This is a genomic window from Chromohalobacter sp. 11-W (assembly GCF_029889905.1).
GTDB lineage: Bacteria > Pseudomonadota > Gammaproteobacteria > Pseudomonadales > Halomonadaceae > Chromohalobacter.
In genome coordinates, this window is sequence record NZ_JARANZ010000003.1 from 13583 (window position 1) to 32856 (window position 19274).

Here is a 19274-nt window from a genome sequence, read left to right on the forward strand (position 1 = left end):
CCACGCGGGAAGAGTCACAACAACAAGAACACTGCTTGCCCGCCGAATCTCATTGGTGACTGTGGTGCGTATTCAAGGCGATGCGCCATCACGAAGAAGAAACAGCAGCAAGGACGTTGCATAGCATACTTAGGGGGAGGCCCATCGGGTCTCCCCTTTCTAATGCCATGCATTCCTACCTATTTCTCACGATAAGCCCGTTCTCGCTTCCCATCACGCCACATCCTTTGCAAGCCAAGGAGTGTCGGCTTACACTAGCAACTTCGCTCTCCGCAAGTCGTTAACGACGCATGTTCAAAGGATTTACCCGCTTTCTCCAACGCCCCGGTGAACGTTTGAAGACCCTGTTTGGCGCTCAACAGCCTTCCGGCCATTCCACACCCACATTGCGCGTCATACCGCGTGATCAGCACGACGTATCGCGGCGTCTCTTCAGCGAGAATGCCCTCAAGGTGCTGTATCGTCTGCATAATGCCGGCCATGAAGCCTATCTGGTAGGTGGCTGTGTGCGTGACTCACTGCTCGGTAAAGTCCCCAAAGACTTCGACATCGCCACCGATGCCACGCCGGAAGAAATACGCACGCTGTTTCGCAACTCACGCATCATCGGGCGCCGCTTCCGCATCGTCCATGTGCGCTTCGGCCGTGAAGTCATTGAAGTTACAACCTTCCGTGGTCGGCCCGGCGACGATCAAGACACCGCGCATTCCCAGCAATCCGACGACGGCTTGCTGCTGCGTGACAACGTCTGGGGCACCATCGAGGAAGACGCGCTACGTCGTGACTTCACGGTCAATGCGCTTTACTACAATATCGCCGACTTCTCGATTCACGATTGGGCCGACGGCGTGAACGATCTCGAAGCCCGCACCCTGCGCTTGATCGGCGACCCCGAGGTGCGCTATCGCGAGGACCCGGTGCGCATGCTGCGTGCCGTACGCTTCGCCGCCAAGCTGGACTTCGATATCGAGCCGCGCACCGAGACGCCGATTCTCGAATTGGCGCCTTTGCTGTTGCAGATTCCTCCGGCACGTTTGTTCGAGGAAGTACTCAAGCTCTTCCTTTCCGGGCAAGCACTGCGCACCTTCGAGCTGCTCCGCGAGTATGGCCTGTTCGCCATGCTGTTCCCGGAGGTCGAAGAGGCCATCGCGGAACGCGCGTCGGCAAAGCCACTGATCGAGCAAGCCTTGATCAACACCGACCGGCGCATCCGGGAAGAACGCCCCGTCACGCCAGCGTTTCTGTACGGTGCCATGCTGTGGCCCGGCATGCGGCTACGCGCCGAGCGCCTCGAAAGCGACGGCATGCCGCCGATCCCCGCGCAACAGACTGCCTCGCAGCAAAGCATCTCGCGGCAACTGCAGCACACCTCGATCCCCAAGCGTTTCAGCATGCCGATGCGGGAAATCTGGGACCTTCAGCAACGCTTGCCAAAGCGTCGCGGCAAACGCGCCTTTCAGACCCTGGAGCATACCCGTTTCCGCGCCGCCTATGATTTCCTCCTGCTGCGCGAGAGCGCCGGTGAGATCGACCCCGGGCTCGGTGCTTGGTGGACAGCCTTCCAGGAAGGCGACGACCACGAGCAGGCACGTCTGATCGCCAAGACCAGTGGCTCCCCGGCCGGCACGTCCGACCGCCCTAAGCGGCGGCGGCGCCGGCGGCGCACCCCATCCTCCGAGCAAGGCAATGACGGGCGCCAGGAGTGATCGCGTAGCGGCCTATATCGGCCTGGGCAGCAATCTGGACGGGCCGCGCGCGCATGTCACGCGCGCGCTGAACGAACTCGCTGCCCTGCCGCTGACCTACTTGGCAGGGCATTCCTCCTTGTATGCCTCAGCGCCGGTGGGCCCCCAGGATCAACCCGACTTCATCAATGCCGTGGCCTGCGTGTTCACACGACTCTCGCCGCTGGCCTTGCTCGATCAACTGCAGGCACTCGAGCAACGTCATCGCCGGATACGCCAACGCCATTGGGGGCCGCGCACGCTGGATCTCGATCTCTTGCTCTACGCGAATCTCGAATGGCAAACACCGCGCCTGACGCTTCCTCATCCGGCCATGCACGAACGCGCCTTCGTACTCGTCCCCCTGGCGGAGCTCGCACCACAGGTAACGATCGCAGGCAAGACCAGCGCGGCCCTGGCGAAGCACCACGATGGTGCGGACTTGCACCGTCTTCTTCCCTAAAAGTCGAGTTGCAGCCGATGTGTTACCGATCCACACTCTCGGCACCCTGAGGTAACGTTTGCGGTAACACTTCCCCCAGGCCCGCGTGGGCCGCCACAGCATGGAATGTTTCATGAAAACCGTCACCTTGAGCCACCTCAATGCCTTCAAGCGTGCCAGCGAACCGTTCAGTTGCCTGACGGCCTACGATGCCTCGTTCGCACAGCATGCGGGCGCCGCCGGTATCGATGTGCTGCTGGTGGGCGATTCGCTGGGCATGGTGCTGCAGGGTCATGCCAGCACGATTCCCGTGACGCTCGACGACATCCTTTATCACACGCGCTGCGTGGCGCGCGGCAAACAGCGCAGCCTGTTGATGGTCGACCTGCCCTTCATGAGCAACGCCGACACTCGCCAGTTGCTGCACGATGCCGGCGCCCTGATGCGAGCCGGCGCTGAGCTCGTCAAGATCGAAGGCGCGGGCTGGATGCACGACGATGTGCGCGCCCTCACGCGGCGAGGCGTGCCGGTATGCGCGCATCTGGGCCTGACGCCCCAGAGCGTGCATCAGTTCGGGGGCTACAAGGTGCAAGGCCGCGAACAGGACGATGCCCAGCGCATCGTCGACGATGCCCGCTTGCTGGTCGATGCCGGTGCCTCGGTGATCCTGCTCGAGTGCGTGCCCGCCGCGCTGGGTCGCGCCGTGCGCGATGCCGTGGAGGTCCCGGTGATCGGGATCGGTGCAGGCCCCGACGTGGATGGCCAGATTTTGGTGATGCATGACATCCTCGGCGTGACGCATGGACGGCCGCCACGTTTCGCCAAGAACTTCCTGACCGGCCACGACAGCATTCAGGCGGCGTTTGCGGCCTACCATGACGCCGTCAAGACACGCCAGTTTCCCGCCGAGGAGCATTGTTTTTGATGTTGACGCTGCACGACATCGCCGAATTGCGTGCCCATTTGAATCCCCAGCGCCGCGATGGCCAGCGCATTGCCTTGGTACCGACCATGGGCAATCTGCACGCCGGGCATTTAGCTCTGGTCGATGCCGCGCGCCGTGACGCCGACGTGGTGGTCGCCACCATCTTCGTCAATCCTCTGCAATTCGGGGCCGGCGAGGACTTCGAGCGCTATCCGCGAACCCTCGAGGCCGATACCCAAGCGCTGGCGAGCCACGGCTGCGATATCGTCTTCGCCCCCAGTCCCGAGACGCTCTATCCCCAGGGCCGCGATCATCACACCCAGGTCAGTGTGCCCCAGGTAGCGGACGGACTGTGCGGCACCAACCGGCCCGGACATTTCACAGGCGTGGCCACGGTCGTCAGCCTGCTGTTCCATCTCGTGCAGCCCGATACCGCTTACTTCGGGCGCAAGGATTACCAGCAACTGACGGTGATCCGCAAAATGGTCGCGGATCTGCATTTCCCGATCGACATCGTCGGCGTCCCCACCCAACGCGCCGAGGACGGCCTGGCGCTCTCCTCACGCAACGCGTATCTGAGTACTGCGGAGCGTCAGCGCGCACCCGCACTGTATCGCGTCCTGTGCCAGGTGCGTGACGCACTGCAAGGCGGCGAGCCGCCGGCGCCGGCACTGCGTGAGGGGTTAGCGAGCCTCGCGGCGGAAGGCTTCAAACCCGACTACCTGGAGCTGCGTCGTACCCAGGATCTGGGCCCGGTTGCACTGGAGACTCGCGAGACGATACTGCTCGTCGCCGCGCACCTCGGCACCACCCGCTTGATCGACAATCTCCCGGTCAGCTTGCCGCGCCAATCCACCGCCTGATGATCGTCACATTATGCCGATATAACCCCTCATACCGGCGGTCTACACCTATTACCCGATTGTCGCGCAGCGTTGTACTCGCCTATCCTGAGTGTATCGCCCCTCTAGGCTGACAGGAGACTCTCATGGAAGACGTGGTGATCGTAGCCGCACGGCGCACCGCCATCGGCAGTTTCGGCGGCGCCCTCGCCAGCCTCCCCGCGACCCAGCTCGGCGCCACGGTCATCGCGGACTTGCTCGCCCATACCGGCGTGGCGCCCGAACAGGTCGACGAGGTTCTTCTAGGCCAGGTGTTGGCCGCCGGGTGCGGTCAGAACCCTGCCCGCCAAGCGGCAATAAACGCCGGGCTGCCCTCCGCCGTACCCGCGATGACCATCAATAAGGTCTGCGGCTCGGGGCTCAAGGCCCTGCACCTAGCCACGCAGGCCATCCGCTGTGGCGACGCTGAGCTAATCATTGCCGGTGGCCAAGAAAACATGTCGCTGTCCCCGCATGTGCTGCCGAACTCGCGTACCGGCCAACGCATGGGCGACTGGACGGCGGTGGACACGATGATTCGCGACGGTCTATGGGACGCCTTCAACGATATTCACATGGGCATTACCGCCGAGAATCTTGCCGCCAAATACGCCATCACCCGCGAAGACATGGACGCCTTTGCCGCCGCCTCCCAACAAAAAGCTACCGCAGCCATCGAGGAAGGCCGTTTCGCCGGACAGATCGTGCCGGTCGAGATCCCTCAGCGCAAGGGCGATCCGCTCCACGTCACCACCGACGAAGGACCGCGCGCAGGCGTGACCGCCGAACAGCTCGCCGGCATGCGCCCCGCCTTCAAGCGCGATGGCACCGTTACTGCCGGCAATGCCTCCTCGCTCAACGACGGCGCCGCCGTGACCATGCTCTGCTCGGCAAAGAAAGCGAAAGCCCTGGGGCTGGAGCCTCTCGCGGTGATCAAGGCCTACGCCAACGCTGGAGTCGACCCCGCGATCATGGGCATCGGCCCTGCCCCCGCTACGCGGCGTTGCCTGGAACGCGCGGGCTGGTCACTCGACGAACTGGACCTGATCGAGGCCAACGAGGCCTTCGCCGCCCAGGCACTCGCCGTCAACAAGGAGCTCGGCTGGGACCCAGCCAAGATCAATGTCAATGGCGGCGCCATCGCGCTGGGACACCCCATCGGTGCCTCCGGCTGCCGCATCCTGGTGACGCTGTTGCATGAGATGATCGCCCGCGACGCCAAGAAAGGGCTGGCGACGCTATGCATCGGCGGAGGCCAAGGCGTGGCGCTGGCCATCGAACGCCCATAAGGCGCTTACGGAAACGCTGTTTTGTAACTCTACGTCAAGCCGGTGAACTTTTCGATTCTCCTGCCTGCCCAACCGTTTACGACGCCCAAGCGGCGTCGTATTCGTCTTGGCTTCAACAGGAAATGTCATCGGTATGTTGATTTCGGTGCAGGCATTACGTGCGTTTGCGGCATGGGTGGTCGTCTTCCACCACTTCGTGCAGGTCTTTTTCGACTTCGATACCAACAATGCCTTCGAGCACCTTCTCGCCACCCGAGGTCAAATGGGTGTGGATATCTTTTTCATCATCAGTGGCTTCGTCATCTATGCCGCCACGGCGCGCCGCACACCTTCCAGCGGGGAGTTTCTCCTCCAGCGGGCAGCGCGCATCGTACCCGCCTACTGGCTTTATACCGCCATCACGGCAGGTATCGTCTATCTTTCGCAGGATGTCATGCCAGACTACGGGCTGGACCTCAAAAGCCTGGTGATGTCGCTTTTCTTCCTGCCGACCGAGAATCCCGCTGGCTATGGGTACTATCCAACCTTACCCGTGGGATGGACGCTCAACTTCGAAATGCTGTTCTACCTGGTGTTTGCAGGCTCCTTGCTGGTCAATAAACATCTACGCCTGTGGCTACTGGCCTTGGTGCTGATCGCGATCAGCGCCTGGCTCGCGGAGCGTCCACTATTGAGCGACTTCTACCACGACCCGATCATCTACAACTTCTTGCTCGGCCTGGGGGTCGGCATCGTCTATCGCCGCGGCTGGTTGCCCCAGGGGCGCTGGCTCCCGGCTGGTATCGCCTTGGTGGCATTCACGCTGCTCATGCAGTTCGATGACCCCCAAGGCATGACGCGCTTCCTGGCCTGGGGATTACCCAGCACGGTGCTGCTTTGCGCGTTCATCGCCATGGAGCCGCTGTTCGCCGGCAACCGGGTGATCAAGGCGCTGGGGGATTGGTCCTATTCGACCTACCTGCTTCATGTGATCGTGCTGTGGACGGCGCAATACACCTTGCGCGAACACGTCGGCCTCCCGCCCTACGCGACCTTGGCCATCTGCTTGCCGCTCATCGCCGTGTTGTCCTGGGCCAGCTTCGAGTTCATCGAAAAGGGACTTTCACGCCGCTTGCGCCAGTGGATGCCCAAGCGCCGCTCGCCGCCTGCCGCAAACGCCTATTCAGCTTGAGGCGTCGCTAACGTAAAAAGCCCCGTACACCAAGGTGTACGGGGCTTCATCAAGCGCTGGGAGCGGATCGCTTATTCAGTCTCGGCCGGCGCTGCCTCGAAAGCCGCTTTTTCTTCCGCGGTGATTTCCTTGATGGAAAGCTTCACGCGGTTGCGGTTATCGATATCGAGCACCTTGACGATGACTTCCTGGTCCTCGCTGAGATAGTCGCGCACGTCGTTGACGCGCTCGGGGACGATCTGCGAGATATGCACCAGGCCGTCGGTGCCCGGCATGAAGGTGACGAAGGCACCGAAGTCGGTGATACGCGCGACCTTGCCCTGATAGAGCTTGCCGATCTCGGGCTCAGCGGTAATCGCCAGCACGGTATCGATCGCCGCCTTGGCAGCTTTCTTGTCCTCGGCGTAGATGCGCACGGTGCCGTCGTCGTCGAGGTCGATGGAAGCACCGGTATCATCGCAAATTTTGCGAATGGTCGCGCCACCCTTACCGATCACGTCACGAATCTTGTCCGGGGCGATCTTGACCGTGGCCATCGACGGCGCGTTGTCGGACACTTCGCTACGGCTCTGGCCGATGACAGTGCTCATCTGCTCGAGAATATGCAGGCGCGCCTCGTGCGCTTGCTGCAGCGCGGTCTCCATGATCTCTTCGTTGATGCCCTCGATCTTGATATCCATCTGCAGGGCCGTCACGCCAGCGGTAGAACCCGCCACCTTGAAGTCCATGTCGCCAAGATGGTCTTCGTCACCGAGGATGTCGGTCAATACCGCAAAGCCGTCGTCATCCTTGACCAGGCCCATGGCGATACCCGCCACCGGGGCCTTGAGCGGGACGCCGGCGTCCATCAATGCGAGGGAAGAACCGCATACCGAGGCCATGGAGCTGGAGCCGTTGGATTCAGTGATTTCAGACACCACGCGAATGGTGTAGGGGAAATCTTCCTCGTTGGGCAGTACCGCCTGAACACCACGCCGCGCGAGGCGACCGTGACCGATCTCGCGGCGCTTGGGCCCACCCATGAAACCGGCTTCGCCCACGCTGTAGGGAGGGAAGTTGTAGTGCAGCAGGAAACGGTCCTTGCGCTCGCCTTCCAGCGACTCGATCAGCTGCGCATCCCGCAGCGTTCCCAGGGTCGCGACCACGATCGCCTGGGTCTCGCCTCGCGTGAATACCGCCGAACCATGTGTCTTGGGCAGATTGCCAACTTCGATCGCCAGCGGACGCACGGTCTTGTGATCGCGGCCATCGATGCGCGGCTCACCCTTGATCACCCGTGAACGTACCACCCGTTTCTCGAGGCCCGCAAAGCCACCCTTGACCTCGTCAGCATCGAACTGACCTTGCTCTTCACCGGCCAGTTGCGCGACCGCCTCATCCTTCAAAGCGGACAAGGCATCCTGACGCTCCATCTTGTCGGTAATGCGATAGGCCTCGCCGATCTTGGTCTCGAAGCCGGCCGCCAGGGCCTCCTTGAGCGTCGTGTTCTCGGTGGCGGGTTGCCACTCCCAACGCGGCTTGCCGGCTTCGGCGGTCAGCTCGTCGATGGCGGCGATCGCGGTCTGCATTTCCTGATGGCCGAAAAGCACCGCGCCGAGCATTTCATCCTCGAGCAGTTCGTTGGCCTCGGACTCAACCATTAGCACGGCCTTACCGGTACCGGCCACGACCATGTTCAGCTCGGAGCTGCCAAGCTCTTCCACCGTCGGGTTGAGGAAGTAGCCATTGTCTTCGGTGAAGCCAACGCGCGCGGCCGCAATCGGACCATTGAAGGGGACCCCGGAGATGGCCAGCGCCGCGGACGTACCTAGCATCGCCGCGATGTCCGGATCATGATTGCGATCGGTGGAGAGCACCGTACACACGACCTGCACCTCGTTCATGAACCCCTTGGGGAACAGCGGGCGGATCGGCCGATCGATCAAACGCGAGGTGAGGGTTTCCTTTTCGGTAGGGCGGCCTTCACGCTTGAAGAAACCACCGGGGATCTTGCCCACGGCGTAGGTTTTTTCCTGATAGTGGACAGAAAGCGGGAAGAAGGGTTGCGCGGGGTTGGCGTCTTTCTTGGCCACCACGGTGCACAGCACCACGGTGTCGTCCATGGTCACCATCACGGCACCGGTGGCCTGGCGGGCAATGCGACCCGTTTCCAGGGTCACGGTGCTGCGACCGTATTGAAACGTTTTTTTGACCGGGTTCACGGCAATGTCCTTAACTTTTCATCTCATGTATGGGTCGTCTCGACTCGGCGACCATTTTAGGAGTTCACGCGCCACGGGGCCACTCATTACGACACGCAGGACCGGCGAAACAAAAAACGGGCAGCCCCGGAGGACTGCCCGTTTCAAACAACCATGCGTCGGCGCTAGCGTGAAAGACCTTCGCGACCCTGGCATGCAGGTGTAATACCCTCATGGCATCTACACCGACTCTGTCGCGAACGAGACTTTCCTTAGCGGCGCAGGCCGAGACGCTGGATCAACGACTGATAACGCCCGAGATCCTTGCGCTTCAGGTAATCCAGCAGCTTGCGACGCTGGTTGACCATGCGAATCAGGCCACGACGAGAGTGGTGATCCTGCTTGTTGCTCTTGAAGTGATCCTGCAAGCCATCGATGTTGGCGGATAGCAGGGCCACCTGTACTTCAGGGGAACCGGTATCGCTTTCGCCACGACCGTATTCGTCAACGATGGCGGCTTTCTGTTCAGCGGTCAGTGCCATTTCTCTCTCCAGTAAACAATATGCCTGAGCAATGAATGTCGGAGACCACGCATATTTGCAGTCTCCAGGTACTGCCCGCGCAATACGGGCGCCATGTAAAAGGCCTGGCCTTCATGCGCACCGATGATATCGGTGCGCCCCGGCGCACATGGCACGCGCCGGGGTTCACGCCTCACTCGCGAACGGGCGAGGCGGTATTCCGTAAGCGTCGCGGCATGACTTCCCCAGGTGTCGTAACGCTCACGAGCCCAAGGAAAACACCGTCGTGGTAGAGCCGCGCCGTCTCGTCTGGAGCCAATGCCCCAGTTTCAACCCGAGCCCGCTGCCCATGCAGAAGCCGCCGCGACTCGATCGCTGCCACCTCAAGCGATGGCACATGGGGCAACATCGCATCGACAGGCAACAACCGTGCCTGACGCGAGGCGCCGTCCATTTGCTCGAGCGCCTCGAAGCCCTGCATGGCATCGGCGTCGAACGGTCCACTACGCAGCCGACGCAGGGACGTAATGTGCGCGCCACATCCTAGCGCCCGACCGATATCCTCGGCCAGAGTACGGATGTAGGTGCCCTTGCTGCAGCGAACCTCGAGTTCGAAACCTTCGGTCTCATACGACAGCAGGCGCATATCATAAACCTTCACGCGGCGCGCCGCACGCTCGACCTGCTTGCCTTCGCGCGCCAGCTCGTAGAGTGGGCGCCCTTGGTGCTTGAGTGCCGAGTACATCGGCGGCACCTGCTCGATGTCGCCGCGAAACCGTGCCAGCACAGCCTCGATATCGTGCTCGGCGAGGGCCGGTACCGAATGACGCTCGACTAAAGTACCTTCTGCGTCACCGGTATCGGTGGTCTCGCCTAGCCTGACACGCGTGCGATACGTCTTATCGGCATCGAGCAAATAGGCAGAAAACTTGGTCGCCTCACCAAAGCAGATCGGCAGCAAGCCAGTTGCCATGGGGTCCAGCGTACCGGTATGCCCAGCCTTTTGCGCCTCGTACAGACGGCGTACCTGTTGCAAGGCATGGTTAGACGAAATGCCCTGCGCCTTATCGAGCAGTAGCACGCCATCTACCGCTATGCCACGACGGCGTCTCACCATCAACGAACCTCGTCTTCGGCATCGTCATCGTCGTGACGGCGACGATCATCGGCCACCGCCTCGTCGATCAAGGATGACAGACGCTGACCGCGCACAACGCTTTCATCGTAATGAAAGCGCAGTTCCGGCACATGGCGGAGCTTGACGCGATTGGCGATCTGACTGCGCAGGAACCCTCGCGCATGACGCAGCACCTTGAGGTTTTCATCGATGCGCGCGGCATCGTTCTCACCCAATAGCGTGATGTAGATGTCAGCATAGCCCAGATCGCGACTGACCTTCACCGCACTCACGGTGACCATCCCCAGGCGTGGATCCTTGATCTCACGCTGGATGAGGACGGCCAACTCCTGCTGGAGTTGATCGGCCACACGATCGGTACGTTTGAATTCGCGCATCGTTATCTCCCGCGATTCGCCATTCGGATGGCGGACGACGCGTCGTCCGCCATACCTTACAGGCTACGCTCGACCTTGACCTGATCGAAGACCTCGATCTTGTCGCCGACCTGAACGTCGTTGTAGTTCTTGACGCCGATACCGCATTCCATACCGCTGCGGACCTCGCCAAGGTCATCCTTGTAGCGACGCAGAGATTCCAGCTCGCCTTCGTAGATGACGACGTTCTCACGCAGTACGCGAATCCGCTTGTGGCGATGTACGGTGCCTTCGACGACCATGCAGCCTGCCACGGCGCCGATCTTGGGCGCACGGAACACCTCGCGCACTTCGGCCACGCCGACGATCTCTTCCTTCCACTCCGGCGCCAGCATGCCACTCATGGCCTGCTTGACCTCGTCGATGAGGTGATAGATCACGCTGTAATAGCGCAGATCCAAGCCTTCCCGCTCAACGATTTCCCGCGCGGAAACATCGGCACGCACGTTAAAGCCGACCAGAATGGCGTCACTGGCCACCGCCAAGTTGGCATCGGTACCGGTGATACCGCCGACACCAGAGGACACGACTGCAACCTTGACCTCGTCGGTGGAGAGTTCTTCCAGGGCACCGCGAATCGCTTCCAAGGACCCTTGCACATCGACCTTGAGGACGATGTTGACCTTGGCCACTTCGTCTTGGCCCATCTGGCTGAACATGTTCTCCAGCTTGGCCTTCTGCTGGCGAGCCAGACGTACTTCGCGGTACTTGCCCTGACGGAAGTTGGCGACTTCACGTGCCTTCTTCTCGTCGGCGACGACGATGAACTCGTCACCGGCTTCGGGCGTACCATCGAGGCCCTGGATCTCGACCGGCATGGCCGGGCCGACCTCTTCGACGCGCGTGCCGGTTTCGTTGACCAGCGCGCGAACGCGACCATAGTGCAAGCCAGCCAGGACGATATCGCCCCGCTTGAGCGTGCCGTTCTGTACCAGCACGGTCGCCACCGGACCACGGCCCTTGTCCAACTGGGATTCGACGACGACGCCCTTGGCAGGAGCTTCCGGCACGGCCTTGAGCTCGAGCACTTCGGAGACCAGCAGTACCGCCTCGAGCAGTGCATCGATGCCGTCACCGGTCTTGGCCGAGACGTGTACGAACTGCGTATCGCCGCCCCATTCCTCGGAGATCACACCGTGCTGGGACAGCTCATTGCGGATACGGTCGAAATCCGCACCTTCCTTATCGACCTTGTTGACCGCCACTACCAGCGGCACGCCGGCCGCTTTGGAATGCTCGATCGCCTCGACGGTCTGCGGCATGACGCCATCGTCGGCCGCAACGACCAGGATGACCACATCGGTCGCCTGGGCACCGCGCGCACGCATGGCGGTGAACGCTGCGTGGCCTGGAGTGTCGAGGAAGGTCACGCCACCGTGCTGGTCCTCGACGTGATAGGCGCCGATATGCTGGGTGATGCCACCGGCCTCACCGGTCGCGACCTTCGTGCGGCGAATGAAGTCGAGCAGCGAGGTCTTGCCGTGATCGACGTGGCCCATCACCGTGACGACCGGCGCACGCGTAATTTCGTCGCCTTCGTAGGAGATGGCCTCGAGCACTTCCGTCTCCAGCGCATCGTCCTTGACCAGCTTGGGCTTGTGGCCCATCTCTTCGACGACGATGGCCGCCGTGTCCTGGTCGATGGTCTGGTTGATGGTCACCGCCGCACCCATGGTGAACATCGCCTTGATGACCTCATTGGCCTTGATCGACATCTTGTCGGCCAACTCGGCAACGCTGATCGACTCAGGAATGCCAACTTCGCGAACGATGGGCTGCGTCGGCTTCTGGAAGCCGTGCTGATTATCACGACCGCCGCTGCCACGACGACCGCCGCGACGCTCGGAGCGCTTGGCTTTCTTGGCATTGCCACGACGCCGCTCACGACGCTCGTCGTCATCGTCACGACCGCCTTTGCGGCCACGTTCGGACTCTTTCTTGTGCGGAGTCTGACCACGCCGATTCGGTGTCCGCGGCTCTTTCGGCGGCGCTTCGACATAGGGCTCGCTCGCGGGCGCCGGTGTCGCGATATCCTCAGGCACAGGAACGTCCGGTGTGCTCGGCGTCTCGCTTTCAGCCGGCTTGGCGGTCTCGGATGCCTGAGTGTCTTGCGCCGGCTCTTGTGCCTTCGCCCGTGCAGCCTCTTCCGCAGCGGCCTGTTCTGCCTTGGCGGTTTCGGCAGCCTGGGCGGCCTGAGCCTGCTTGGCATCGGCCATATCACCGACCAACTGACGCGGACCGGCTTCCTCGGCCGGCGCTTCTTCGGTCTGCTCCGGCTCGCGTTTGACGTAGGTACGCTTCTTGCGCACCTGTACGTCGATGGCCTTGCCACGGCCATCGCCACTGCGGATCCGGCTCTTGGTATTACGCGTCAGCGTCACGCGGTTCTTCGTCGCGCCGCTATCTCCACCATGGCTACGCGTCAGGTGATCGAGAAGGCGCTGTTTGTCCTCCTCGGATACTGCATCGCCTTCGGCCTGATGGGGAAGCCCTGCTTCTTTCATCTGCTCCAGCAGACGGGACACATCGCGCCCCACCTTGCTGGCAAAATCCTTAACGGTCATGTCTGACATTACGACCCTCCTGAGCCCGTGACCAGATTACTGTTCGCTCTCGAACCAAGGCGCACGAGCGGTCATTATCAGCGCCGCAGCGCGCTCTTCGTCCACATCGTCGATGTCCTTGAGATCATCGATGGACTGCTCGGCCAAATCTTCACGAGTGACGATCCCTCGGCTGGCGAGCGTGAATGCCAAGTGACGCTCCATGCCCTCCATTTCAAGGAGGTCGTCGTCTGGCTGCGCACCGTCCAGCGCCTCTTCTGAGGCAATGGCCAGCGTCAGCAACTCGTCCTTGGCTCGAGCGCGCAGCGTTTCGATCAGTGCTTCATCTAATTCCTCGATTTCGAGCAATTCCTCAAGCGGCACGTAGGCCAGCTCTTCGAGCGAGGTAAAACCCTCCTCGACCAGCAGACGAGCCAGTTCCTCGTCGACTTCGAGATGATTGATGAAGTACTCGATCAGGCTGTCGATTTCTTGCTCGCGCTTGCCTTCGGCCTCTTCCTCGGTCATCACGTTGAGCGTCCAGCCCGTCAGCTCGGAAGCCAGGCGAACGTTCTGGCCGCTGCGGCCGATGGCCTGCGCCAGGTTATCCTCGGCGACGGCGACATCCATGGAGTGGGCGTCTTCGTCGACAAGAATGGAACCGACTTCCGCAGGCGCCATGGCGTTGATCACCAATTGCGCCGGGTTGTCGTCCCAGGTAATGATGTCCACGCGCTCGTTACCCAGCTCATTGGACACCGCTTGCACACGCGAACCGCGCATGCCGACACACGCACCGACCGGGTCGATACGCTTGTCGTTGGTCTTCACCGCGATCTTGGCGCGTGCGCCCGGATCGCGCGCCGCCCCTTTGATCTCGATCAATTGCTCAGCAATTTCAGGTACTTCTATCTTGAAGAGCTCGACGATCATCTCAGGGCGCGTACGCGTCAGAATCAACTGCGAACCACGCGCCTCGGCATCGACTTTCCACAACAGGGCACGTACCCGCTCGTTCATGCGGTAACGTTCGCCGGGGATCATTTCACTACGCGGTAGGAAAGCCTCGGCGTTCTCCCCCAGATCGACCACCAACCCTTCACGCGTGGTCTTTTTGACGATGCCCGCCACCAGTTCGCCTTCACGCTCGGCGTACTGGCGCACGACCTCGGCCCGTTCGGCTTCGCGCACTTTCTGCACGATGACCTGCTTGGCGGTCTGGGCGGCGATGCGCCCGAAAGCCACCGATTCGACCTGCTCTTCGACCACATCACCGAGAGCCAGCGGCGGATCGCGACGCTCTGCCTCGGAGAACGGAATCTCGCTATCCGGATTCTCGAACGTGTCGTCGTCGACGACGGTCCAGCGACGGAAGGTTTCATAGTCGCCAGTCACGCGGTCGATCTTGACGCGGGCGCTCACTTCCTGGCCGTCGAAACGCTTACGCGATGCACTCGCCAGCGCCGACTCCACGGCCTCGAAGATCACCTCTCGCGGCACCCCCTTTTCGTTCGAGATCGCATCCACGACTAGCAGAATCTCTTTACTCATGCCTATGCCTCGTAGAAAAGCTGTCCTTAATTATCGAACTGAGGCACCACCCGCGCCTGCTCGATGCTTTCGACCGGAAAGCAATATTCTTGTCCGTCGAGTTGCAGCAGAATCTCGTCGCCCTCGACACCCGCCAGTTGTCCCTGAAACTTGCGACGCCCTTCGAAGGGAGCGCTCAACTTCACCTTGACATGGCTGCCCTTGAAACGCGCGAACTGATCGAGCGTGAACAGAGGGCGATCCATTCCCGGCGATGAGACCTCCAAGCGATATTCTCCCGCGATGGGGTCTTCTACATCCAACACGCCACTGACTTGACGGCTGACTGACGCGCAGTCATCCACGGTCACGCCCTCAGCGCTTTCGATATAGATCACCAAACGGGAATGCTTACCCTGGGCGAGGTAATCAACTCCCCAGAGATCGAAGCCCATGGCCGTCACGACCGGCTCGATGAGCGTATTCAATGCAGCGTGCTTATTTGCCACAGACGGAGGCTCCCACTAGCAGTTGCATCAGGCACCTGACCAGGAGTAAAGAGGAAAGCTAGGTGGCTGATTGGCGTTATCGTCGCAAGTGATAACAAAAAGCCCCTTCATAGGAAGGGGCCTTTCGTAAAAAACTTGGTAGCGGGGGCCGGATTTGAACCGACGACCTTCGGGTTATGAGCCCGACGAGCTACCAGACTGCTCCACCCCGCATCAATGGCTGACGATTATACTGGCCACCTCTTGAAAGGTCAAGGTGTCGAACCATCGTCATAGCGTGCCAATCTTTAATTGGGTCAACAGCTTACATCGACTCAATGTGGTGCCGAAGGCGGGACTTGAACCCGCACGACCATAAGGCCACTACCCCCTCAAGATAGCGTGTCTACCAATTCCACCACTTCGGCAACAGGGGCCAGGCTATCTCGATGCAGAACGCTTGGTACTTTTCGTCTGCATCGTTTCGCCTGCTAAACCGCTCATCATGATGCTAGCCAGATTGGTTTCGCACATTACTTGATGAGCTAACTCAATGACGGCATTGCATTTATTCGCCGCCGTCCTCGAGTACTGGCGCTGCATTCTCCTCGCTATCTCCCTCTTCGTCAATAGACGGCGAGGAATTTTGTTGCTCGACGACCTGCGCGTCGGGCACACCTTCCTGCGGCGCATCGCCCGCCTGTGAGACGAAATATGCCAGGCCCAGCGAGGTCACGAAGAAAATCGCCGCCAACACACCCGTCAATTTGGCCAGGAAGTTACCACTGCCTTGCGACCCGAAGACCGTTTGCGAAGCGCCGCCCCCGAAGGACGCGCCAGCATCGGCCCCCTTGCCCTGCTGCAGCAACACCAATACCACCAGGGCAATGGCGATCGCCACATGAACCAACAACACCCCAATATACATCGCGCTACCTTGCTGAATGACAAATGGCTAGAAAATCGTCGACCTTGAGCGAAGCACCACCCACCAGGCCGCCGTCGATATCCGGCTGAGCCAGCAGTTCGGCCGCGTTGGCCGCGCTCATGCTGCCGCCGTAAAGCAACCGCATTGCCTGAGCCAGGTCGGGATCGAAACCGGACTGGTACTCGCGAATAGCGGCCATGACGTCTTGCGCTTGCTCAGGCGTCGCCGTGCGTCCCGTACCGATGGCCCACACCGGCTCGTAAGCGATCGTCACCCGAGCGCGTTGCTCGGGCTCGAGAGGGGCCAACGCATGACCAACCTGGCGTAGCACGACATCAAAGGTATGCCCTGCATCGCGCTCCTCGAGCGTCTCGCCAACGCATAAAATCGGCTGAATGCCGACACTCAATGCTGCCAACAAGCGGTCATAGACGTCATCATCGGTTTCTCGATAAAGCGCACGCCGCTCCGAGTGGCCGACGAGCACATGCTCGACACCAAACTCTTTGAGCATACGCCCACTGACCTCGCCGGTGTGCGCACCAGCATGCGAGGGGTTGAGCGTCTGCGCACCGAGCTGCACGGATACGTCGGCCAACGCGCGGCGCGCCGCATCGAGATAAGGAAATGGCGGCAGTATGACGACGTCCAGCGAATCGGGAAGCGCGGTGTCGGCGAAGGCACGGCCGAACGCGTCCACCAGTGCGTGCGAGCCGTTCATCTTCCAATTGCCCGCGATCAGCGGCGTGCGCATAGAACAGTCCTCCGAATGGAGCGCCATGGTATAGGAGGCGTATTGACAACACAATATGCGCGCCTCAGCGCGCCATTTGCCCCTCGATATCGTCCGCAATGCGCTTGGCCAACGCGTCGACATCGAAATGAGGACGCCCTTCAACCATGACCCGGATCAAGGGTTCAGTGCCCGAGGGGCGCAACAACACACGCCCCTCGTCGCCCAGCTCCGCCTCGACTGAGGCAACAGCATGACGCACCTGCTCATTGGCCAGCAGCACCTTGTTGTCGACATCGGGGGTCAGGCGTACGTTGACCAACGCTTGCGGCGCTTTCTCGAAACCCTGGAGCAGGCCCGACAGCGACGATGACTCGCGTACCATGATCGCCAGCACTTGAAGCGCCGACACGATCCCATCGCCGGTCGACTGCACATGACCGCAGACAATATGCCCGGAGGACTCGCCACCCAACTGCCAACCGTTGACTGCCAAGCGCTCCATCACATAGCGGTCCCCGACCTTGGCCCGCTCAAAGGGGATACTCAAGGCCTCCAGCGCGGCCGCAAGACCGAAGTTGGACATAAGCGTCCCGACTACGCCGCCACCCAGCATATCGCGCATCTTCCGGTCGCGAGCAATCAGATAAAGAATATCGTCGCCGTCGACCTCACGCCCCTCGGCATCAACGAGAATCACCCGGTCGCCATCACCATCCAGCGCCATGCCCAGATCGGCGCCACGCTCAATCACTACCGCGCGCAAGGCATCGGGATGCGTGGATCCCACGCCCTGGTTGATATTGAGGCCATCCGGATCGACGCCGATCAAGCTGACCTCGGCGCCCAGTTCGCGTAACACGCTGGGCGCGATGTGGTAGGTCGCGCCATGCGCGCAATCCAGCACCACCTTCAGGCCTTCCAGCGTCAGACGATCGGGCACCGTGGACTTGCAGAACTCGATGTAGCGTCCTGCGGCATCCGAGATACGTAGCGCCTTGCCCAAGGCCGCCGGCGCGACGGTGGATAGCGGCTGCTCGAGCTCTGCCTCGATCTCTTCCTCGACGGCATCGGCAAGCTTGACGCCCTCGGCAGAGAAGAACTTGATGCCGTTATCCTGAAACGGATTGTGTGACGCGGAAATGACGATCCCCGCATCGGCACGGAACGTCCGCGTCAGATACGCGATACCCGGCGTAGGCATCGGCCCCAGCAAGGATACGTCGACTCCGGCCGCCGATAGCCCCGCTTCCAGGGCAGACTCAAACATATAGCCCGAAATCCGCGTATCCTTGCCAATCAACACCTTGGCGCGGGACTTGCGCCCCGTGTGGCGTGACAGCACACGCCCCATCGCCCAGCCCAGTTTCAATACGAAATCGGCAGTGATGGGGGGTTCCCCCACCGTGCCGCGAATACCATCGGTTCCAAAATAGCGTCGTGTCATGCGTCGGTGCCTTCCTGTAGCACTGCCCAAGTCATATTGACCGCATCCACCGTCGGTCCCACATCGTGGACGCGCACGATACGCGCCCCACGCTCCACTGCCATCGTGGCGAGCGCCAAGCCGCCCGGCAGGCGCTCCTCAACAGGGCGCGCCAGCACTTTACCAATCATACTCTTACGTGACATACCGGCCAGCACGGGGAGCCCGAAATCAGTCAATGGCTGCATGCGGTTCAGCAAACGCAGGTTGTGCTCGACACGCTTGCCGAAACCAAAGCCTGGATCGAGCACCAACTGGTCGCGCCGAATCCCCGCCGCCTCGCATTCAGCGATACGCGTTTCGAGAAACGCGGCCACCGCTTCCTCGATCGGCATCTCATAATGTGGGGCCCGCTGCATGTCAGTAGGCTCGCCCAACATATGCATCACGCACACTGGTAGGCCACTCACCGCTGCGGCCTCCAACGCGCCGGGCCAGCGCAGACTGCGCACGTCATTGATCATGCCCGCGCCCCGTGATGCTGCCTCACGCATCACTTCGCCGCGGCTGGTATCCAGCGACACCAATGCATCCAGCTCGCTGACCAAACGCTCCACCACCGGCAGCACGCGATCCAGCTCTTCCTGAAGCGGCACCGGCGAGGCACCGGGACGTGTCGACTCACCACCGATATCGATGATCGCCGCTCCCTCGGCCAGCATGGTTTCGGCATGACGTACGGCCTCATCCAGGGCGTTATGACGACCACCGTCGGAAAATGAATCGGGCGTGACATTGAGGATCCCCATGACACGGGGATACGAGAGGTCGAGCTGATGGCGCCCACAGCGCAGCTGCTTGGGCATGGCGTATCGGTCTTGCATGATCAGAGCCGTTGCAACGTCAAACATCTACCTTAGCATGCGACGGCCAGAGTGT

The 19274-nt window shown here is 61.3% G+C and carries 17 protein-coding genes and 2 tRNA genes; 6 read left to right on the plus strand and 13 right to left on the minus strand.

Annotation, left to right across the window (positions count from 1 at the left end):
• The first annotated feature begins 290 nt into the window (after positions 1-290).
• From pcnB to OP494_RS05105, 6 genes are all read left to right on the plus strand, one after another.
• A complete protein-coding gene (pcnB, locus tag OP494_RS05080; RefSeq protein WP_280539640.1) occupies positions 291-1706 on the plus strand; it encodes a polynucleotide adenylyltransferase PcnB in 1416 nt (471 codons plus the stop codon).
• Positions 1687-2187, plus strand: a complete 501-nt coding sequence (gene folK, locus OP494_RS05085) for a 2-amino-4-hydroxy-6-hydroxymethyldihydropteridine diphosphokinase (protein WP_280539641.1) — start codon at positions 1687-1689, stop codon at positions 2185-2187. Before pcnB ends, folK begins: the two co-directional genes overlap by 20 nt.
• A gap of 112 nt (positions 2188-2299) precedes the next feature.
• On the plus strand, positions 2300-3091 hold the full coding sequence (gene panB, locus OP494_RS05090) for a 3-methyl-2-oxobutanoate hydroxymethyltransferase (RefSeq protein WP_280539642.1): 792 nt from the start codon (positions 2300-2302) through the stop codon (positions 3089-3091).
• Positions 3091-3954, plus strand: a complete 864-nt coding sequence (gene panC / locus OP494_RS05095) for a pantoate--beta-alanine ligase (RefSeq protein ID WP_280539644.1) — start codon at positions 3091-3093, stop codon at positions 3952-3954. Before panB ends, panC begins: the two co-directional genes overlap by 1 nt.
• A 125-nt stretch (positions 3955-4079) precedes the next feature.
• Positions 4080-5261, plus strand: coding sequence for an acetyl-CoA C-acetyltransferase (locus OP494_RS05100; protein WP_280539645.1), 1182 nt, complete (start codon positions 4080-4082; stop codon positions 5259-5261).
• 133 nt (positions 5262-5394) lie between these two features.
• The gene (locus OP494_RS05105) at positions 5395-6432 is read left to right on the plus strand and encodes an acyltransferase (RefSeq protein ID WP_280539646.1); all 1038 of its coding nucleotides are present in this window, start codon (positions 5395-5397) and stop codon (positions 6430-6432) included.
• 71 nt (positions 6433-6503) lie between these two features.
• Here the strand turns inward: OP494_RS05105 and pnp are convergent, their stop codons facing one another.
• From pnp to folP, 13 genes are all read right to left on the minus strand, one after another.
• Complete coding sequence (gene pnp, locus OP494_RS05110) at positions 6504-8633, minus strand: polyribonucleotide nucleotidyltransferase (protein ID WP_280539647.1); 2130 nt, start codon at positions 8631-8633, stop codon at positions 6504-6506.
• 251 nt (positions 8634-8884) lie between these two features.
• Complete coding sequence (rpsO, locus tag OP494_RS05115; protein ID WP_040239907.1) at positions 8885-9154, minus strand: 30S ribosomal protein S15; 270 nt, start codon at positions 9152-9154, stop codon at positions 8885-8887.
• Positions 9155-9326: 172 nt separating this feature from the next.
• A complete protein-coding gene (gene truB, locus OP494_RS05120) occupies positions 9327-10250 on the minus strand; it encodes a tRNA pseudouridine(55) synthase TruB (RefSeq protein ID WP_280539648.1) in 924 nt (307 codons plus the stop codon).
• The gene (rbfA, locus tag OP494_RS05125; RefSeq protein WP_280539649.1) at positions 10250-10648 is read right to left on the minus strand and encodes a 30S ribosome-binding factor RbfA; all 399 of its coding nucleotides are present in this window, start codon (positions 10646-10648) and stop codon (positions 10250-10252) included. Before rbfA ends, truB begins: the two co-directional genes overlap by 1 nt.
• 56 nt (positions 10649-10704) lie before the next feature.
• Positions 10705-13260, minus strand: a complete 2556-nt coding sequence (gene infB / locus OP494_RS05130) for a translation initiation factor IF-2 (protein WP_280539650.1) — start codon at positions 13258-13260, stop codon at positions 10705-10707.
• A 27-nt stretch (positions 13261-13287) separates the two neighbouring features.
• A complete protein-coding gene (gene nusA, locus OP494_RS05135) occupies positions 13288-14781 on the minus strand; it encodes a transcription termination factor NusA (RefSeq protein ID WP_280539651.1) in 1494 nt (497 codons plus the stop codon).
• A gap of 26 nt (positions 14782-14807) precedes the next feature.
• Positions 14808-15269: a ribosome maturation factor RimP gene (rimP, locus tag OP494_RS05140; RefSeq protein ID WP_280539652.1), complete on the minus strand. Its 462-nt coding sequence runs from the start codon at positions 15267-15269 to the stop codon at positions 14808-14810.
• Positions 15270-15405: 136 nt separating this feature from the next.
• Positions 15406-15482: transfer RNA gene (locus tag OP494_RS05145), tRNA-Met, on the minus strand.
• A 107-nt stretch (positions 15483-15589) separates the two neighbouring features.
• Positions 15590-15676, minus strand: a tRNA-Leu gene (locus OP494_RS05150).
• A 140-nt stretch (positions 15677-15816) separates the two neighbouring features.
• The gene (gene secG, locus OP494_RS05155) at positions 15817-16176 is read right to left on the minus strand and encodes a preprotein translocase subunit SecG (RefSeq protein WP_280539654.1); all 360 of its coding nucleotides are present in this window, start codon (positions 16174-16176) and stop codon (positions 15817-15819) included.
• Between the two features lie 4 nt (positions 16177-16180).
• Entirely contained in the window at positions 16181-16930 is a 750-nt protein-coding gene (tpiA, locus tag OP494_RS05160) for a triose-phosphate isomerase (protein WP_280539655.1), read from the minus strand.
• A gap of 64 nt (positions 16931-16994) precedes the next feature.
• Positions 16995-18356 (minus strand): phosphoglucosamine mutase, encoded by a 1362-nt coding sequence (gene glmM, locus OP494_RS05165; protein ID WP_280539656.1) that lies wholly within the window; start codon positions 18354-18356, stop codon positions 16995-16997.
• A complete protein-coding gene (folP, locus tag OP494_RS05170; RefSeq protein ID WP_280539964.1) occupies positions 18353-19144 on the minus strand; it encodes a dihydropteroate synthase in 792 nt (263 codons plus the stop codon). The genes glmM and folP overlap by 4 nt, the downstream gene beginning before the upstream one ends.
• Between the last annotated feature and the right edge of the window lie 130 nt (positions 19145-19274).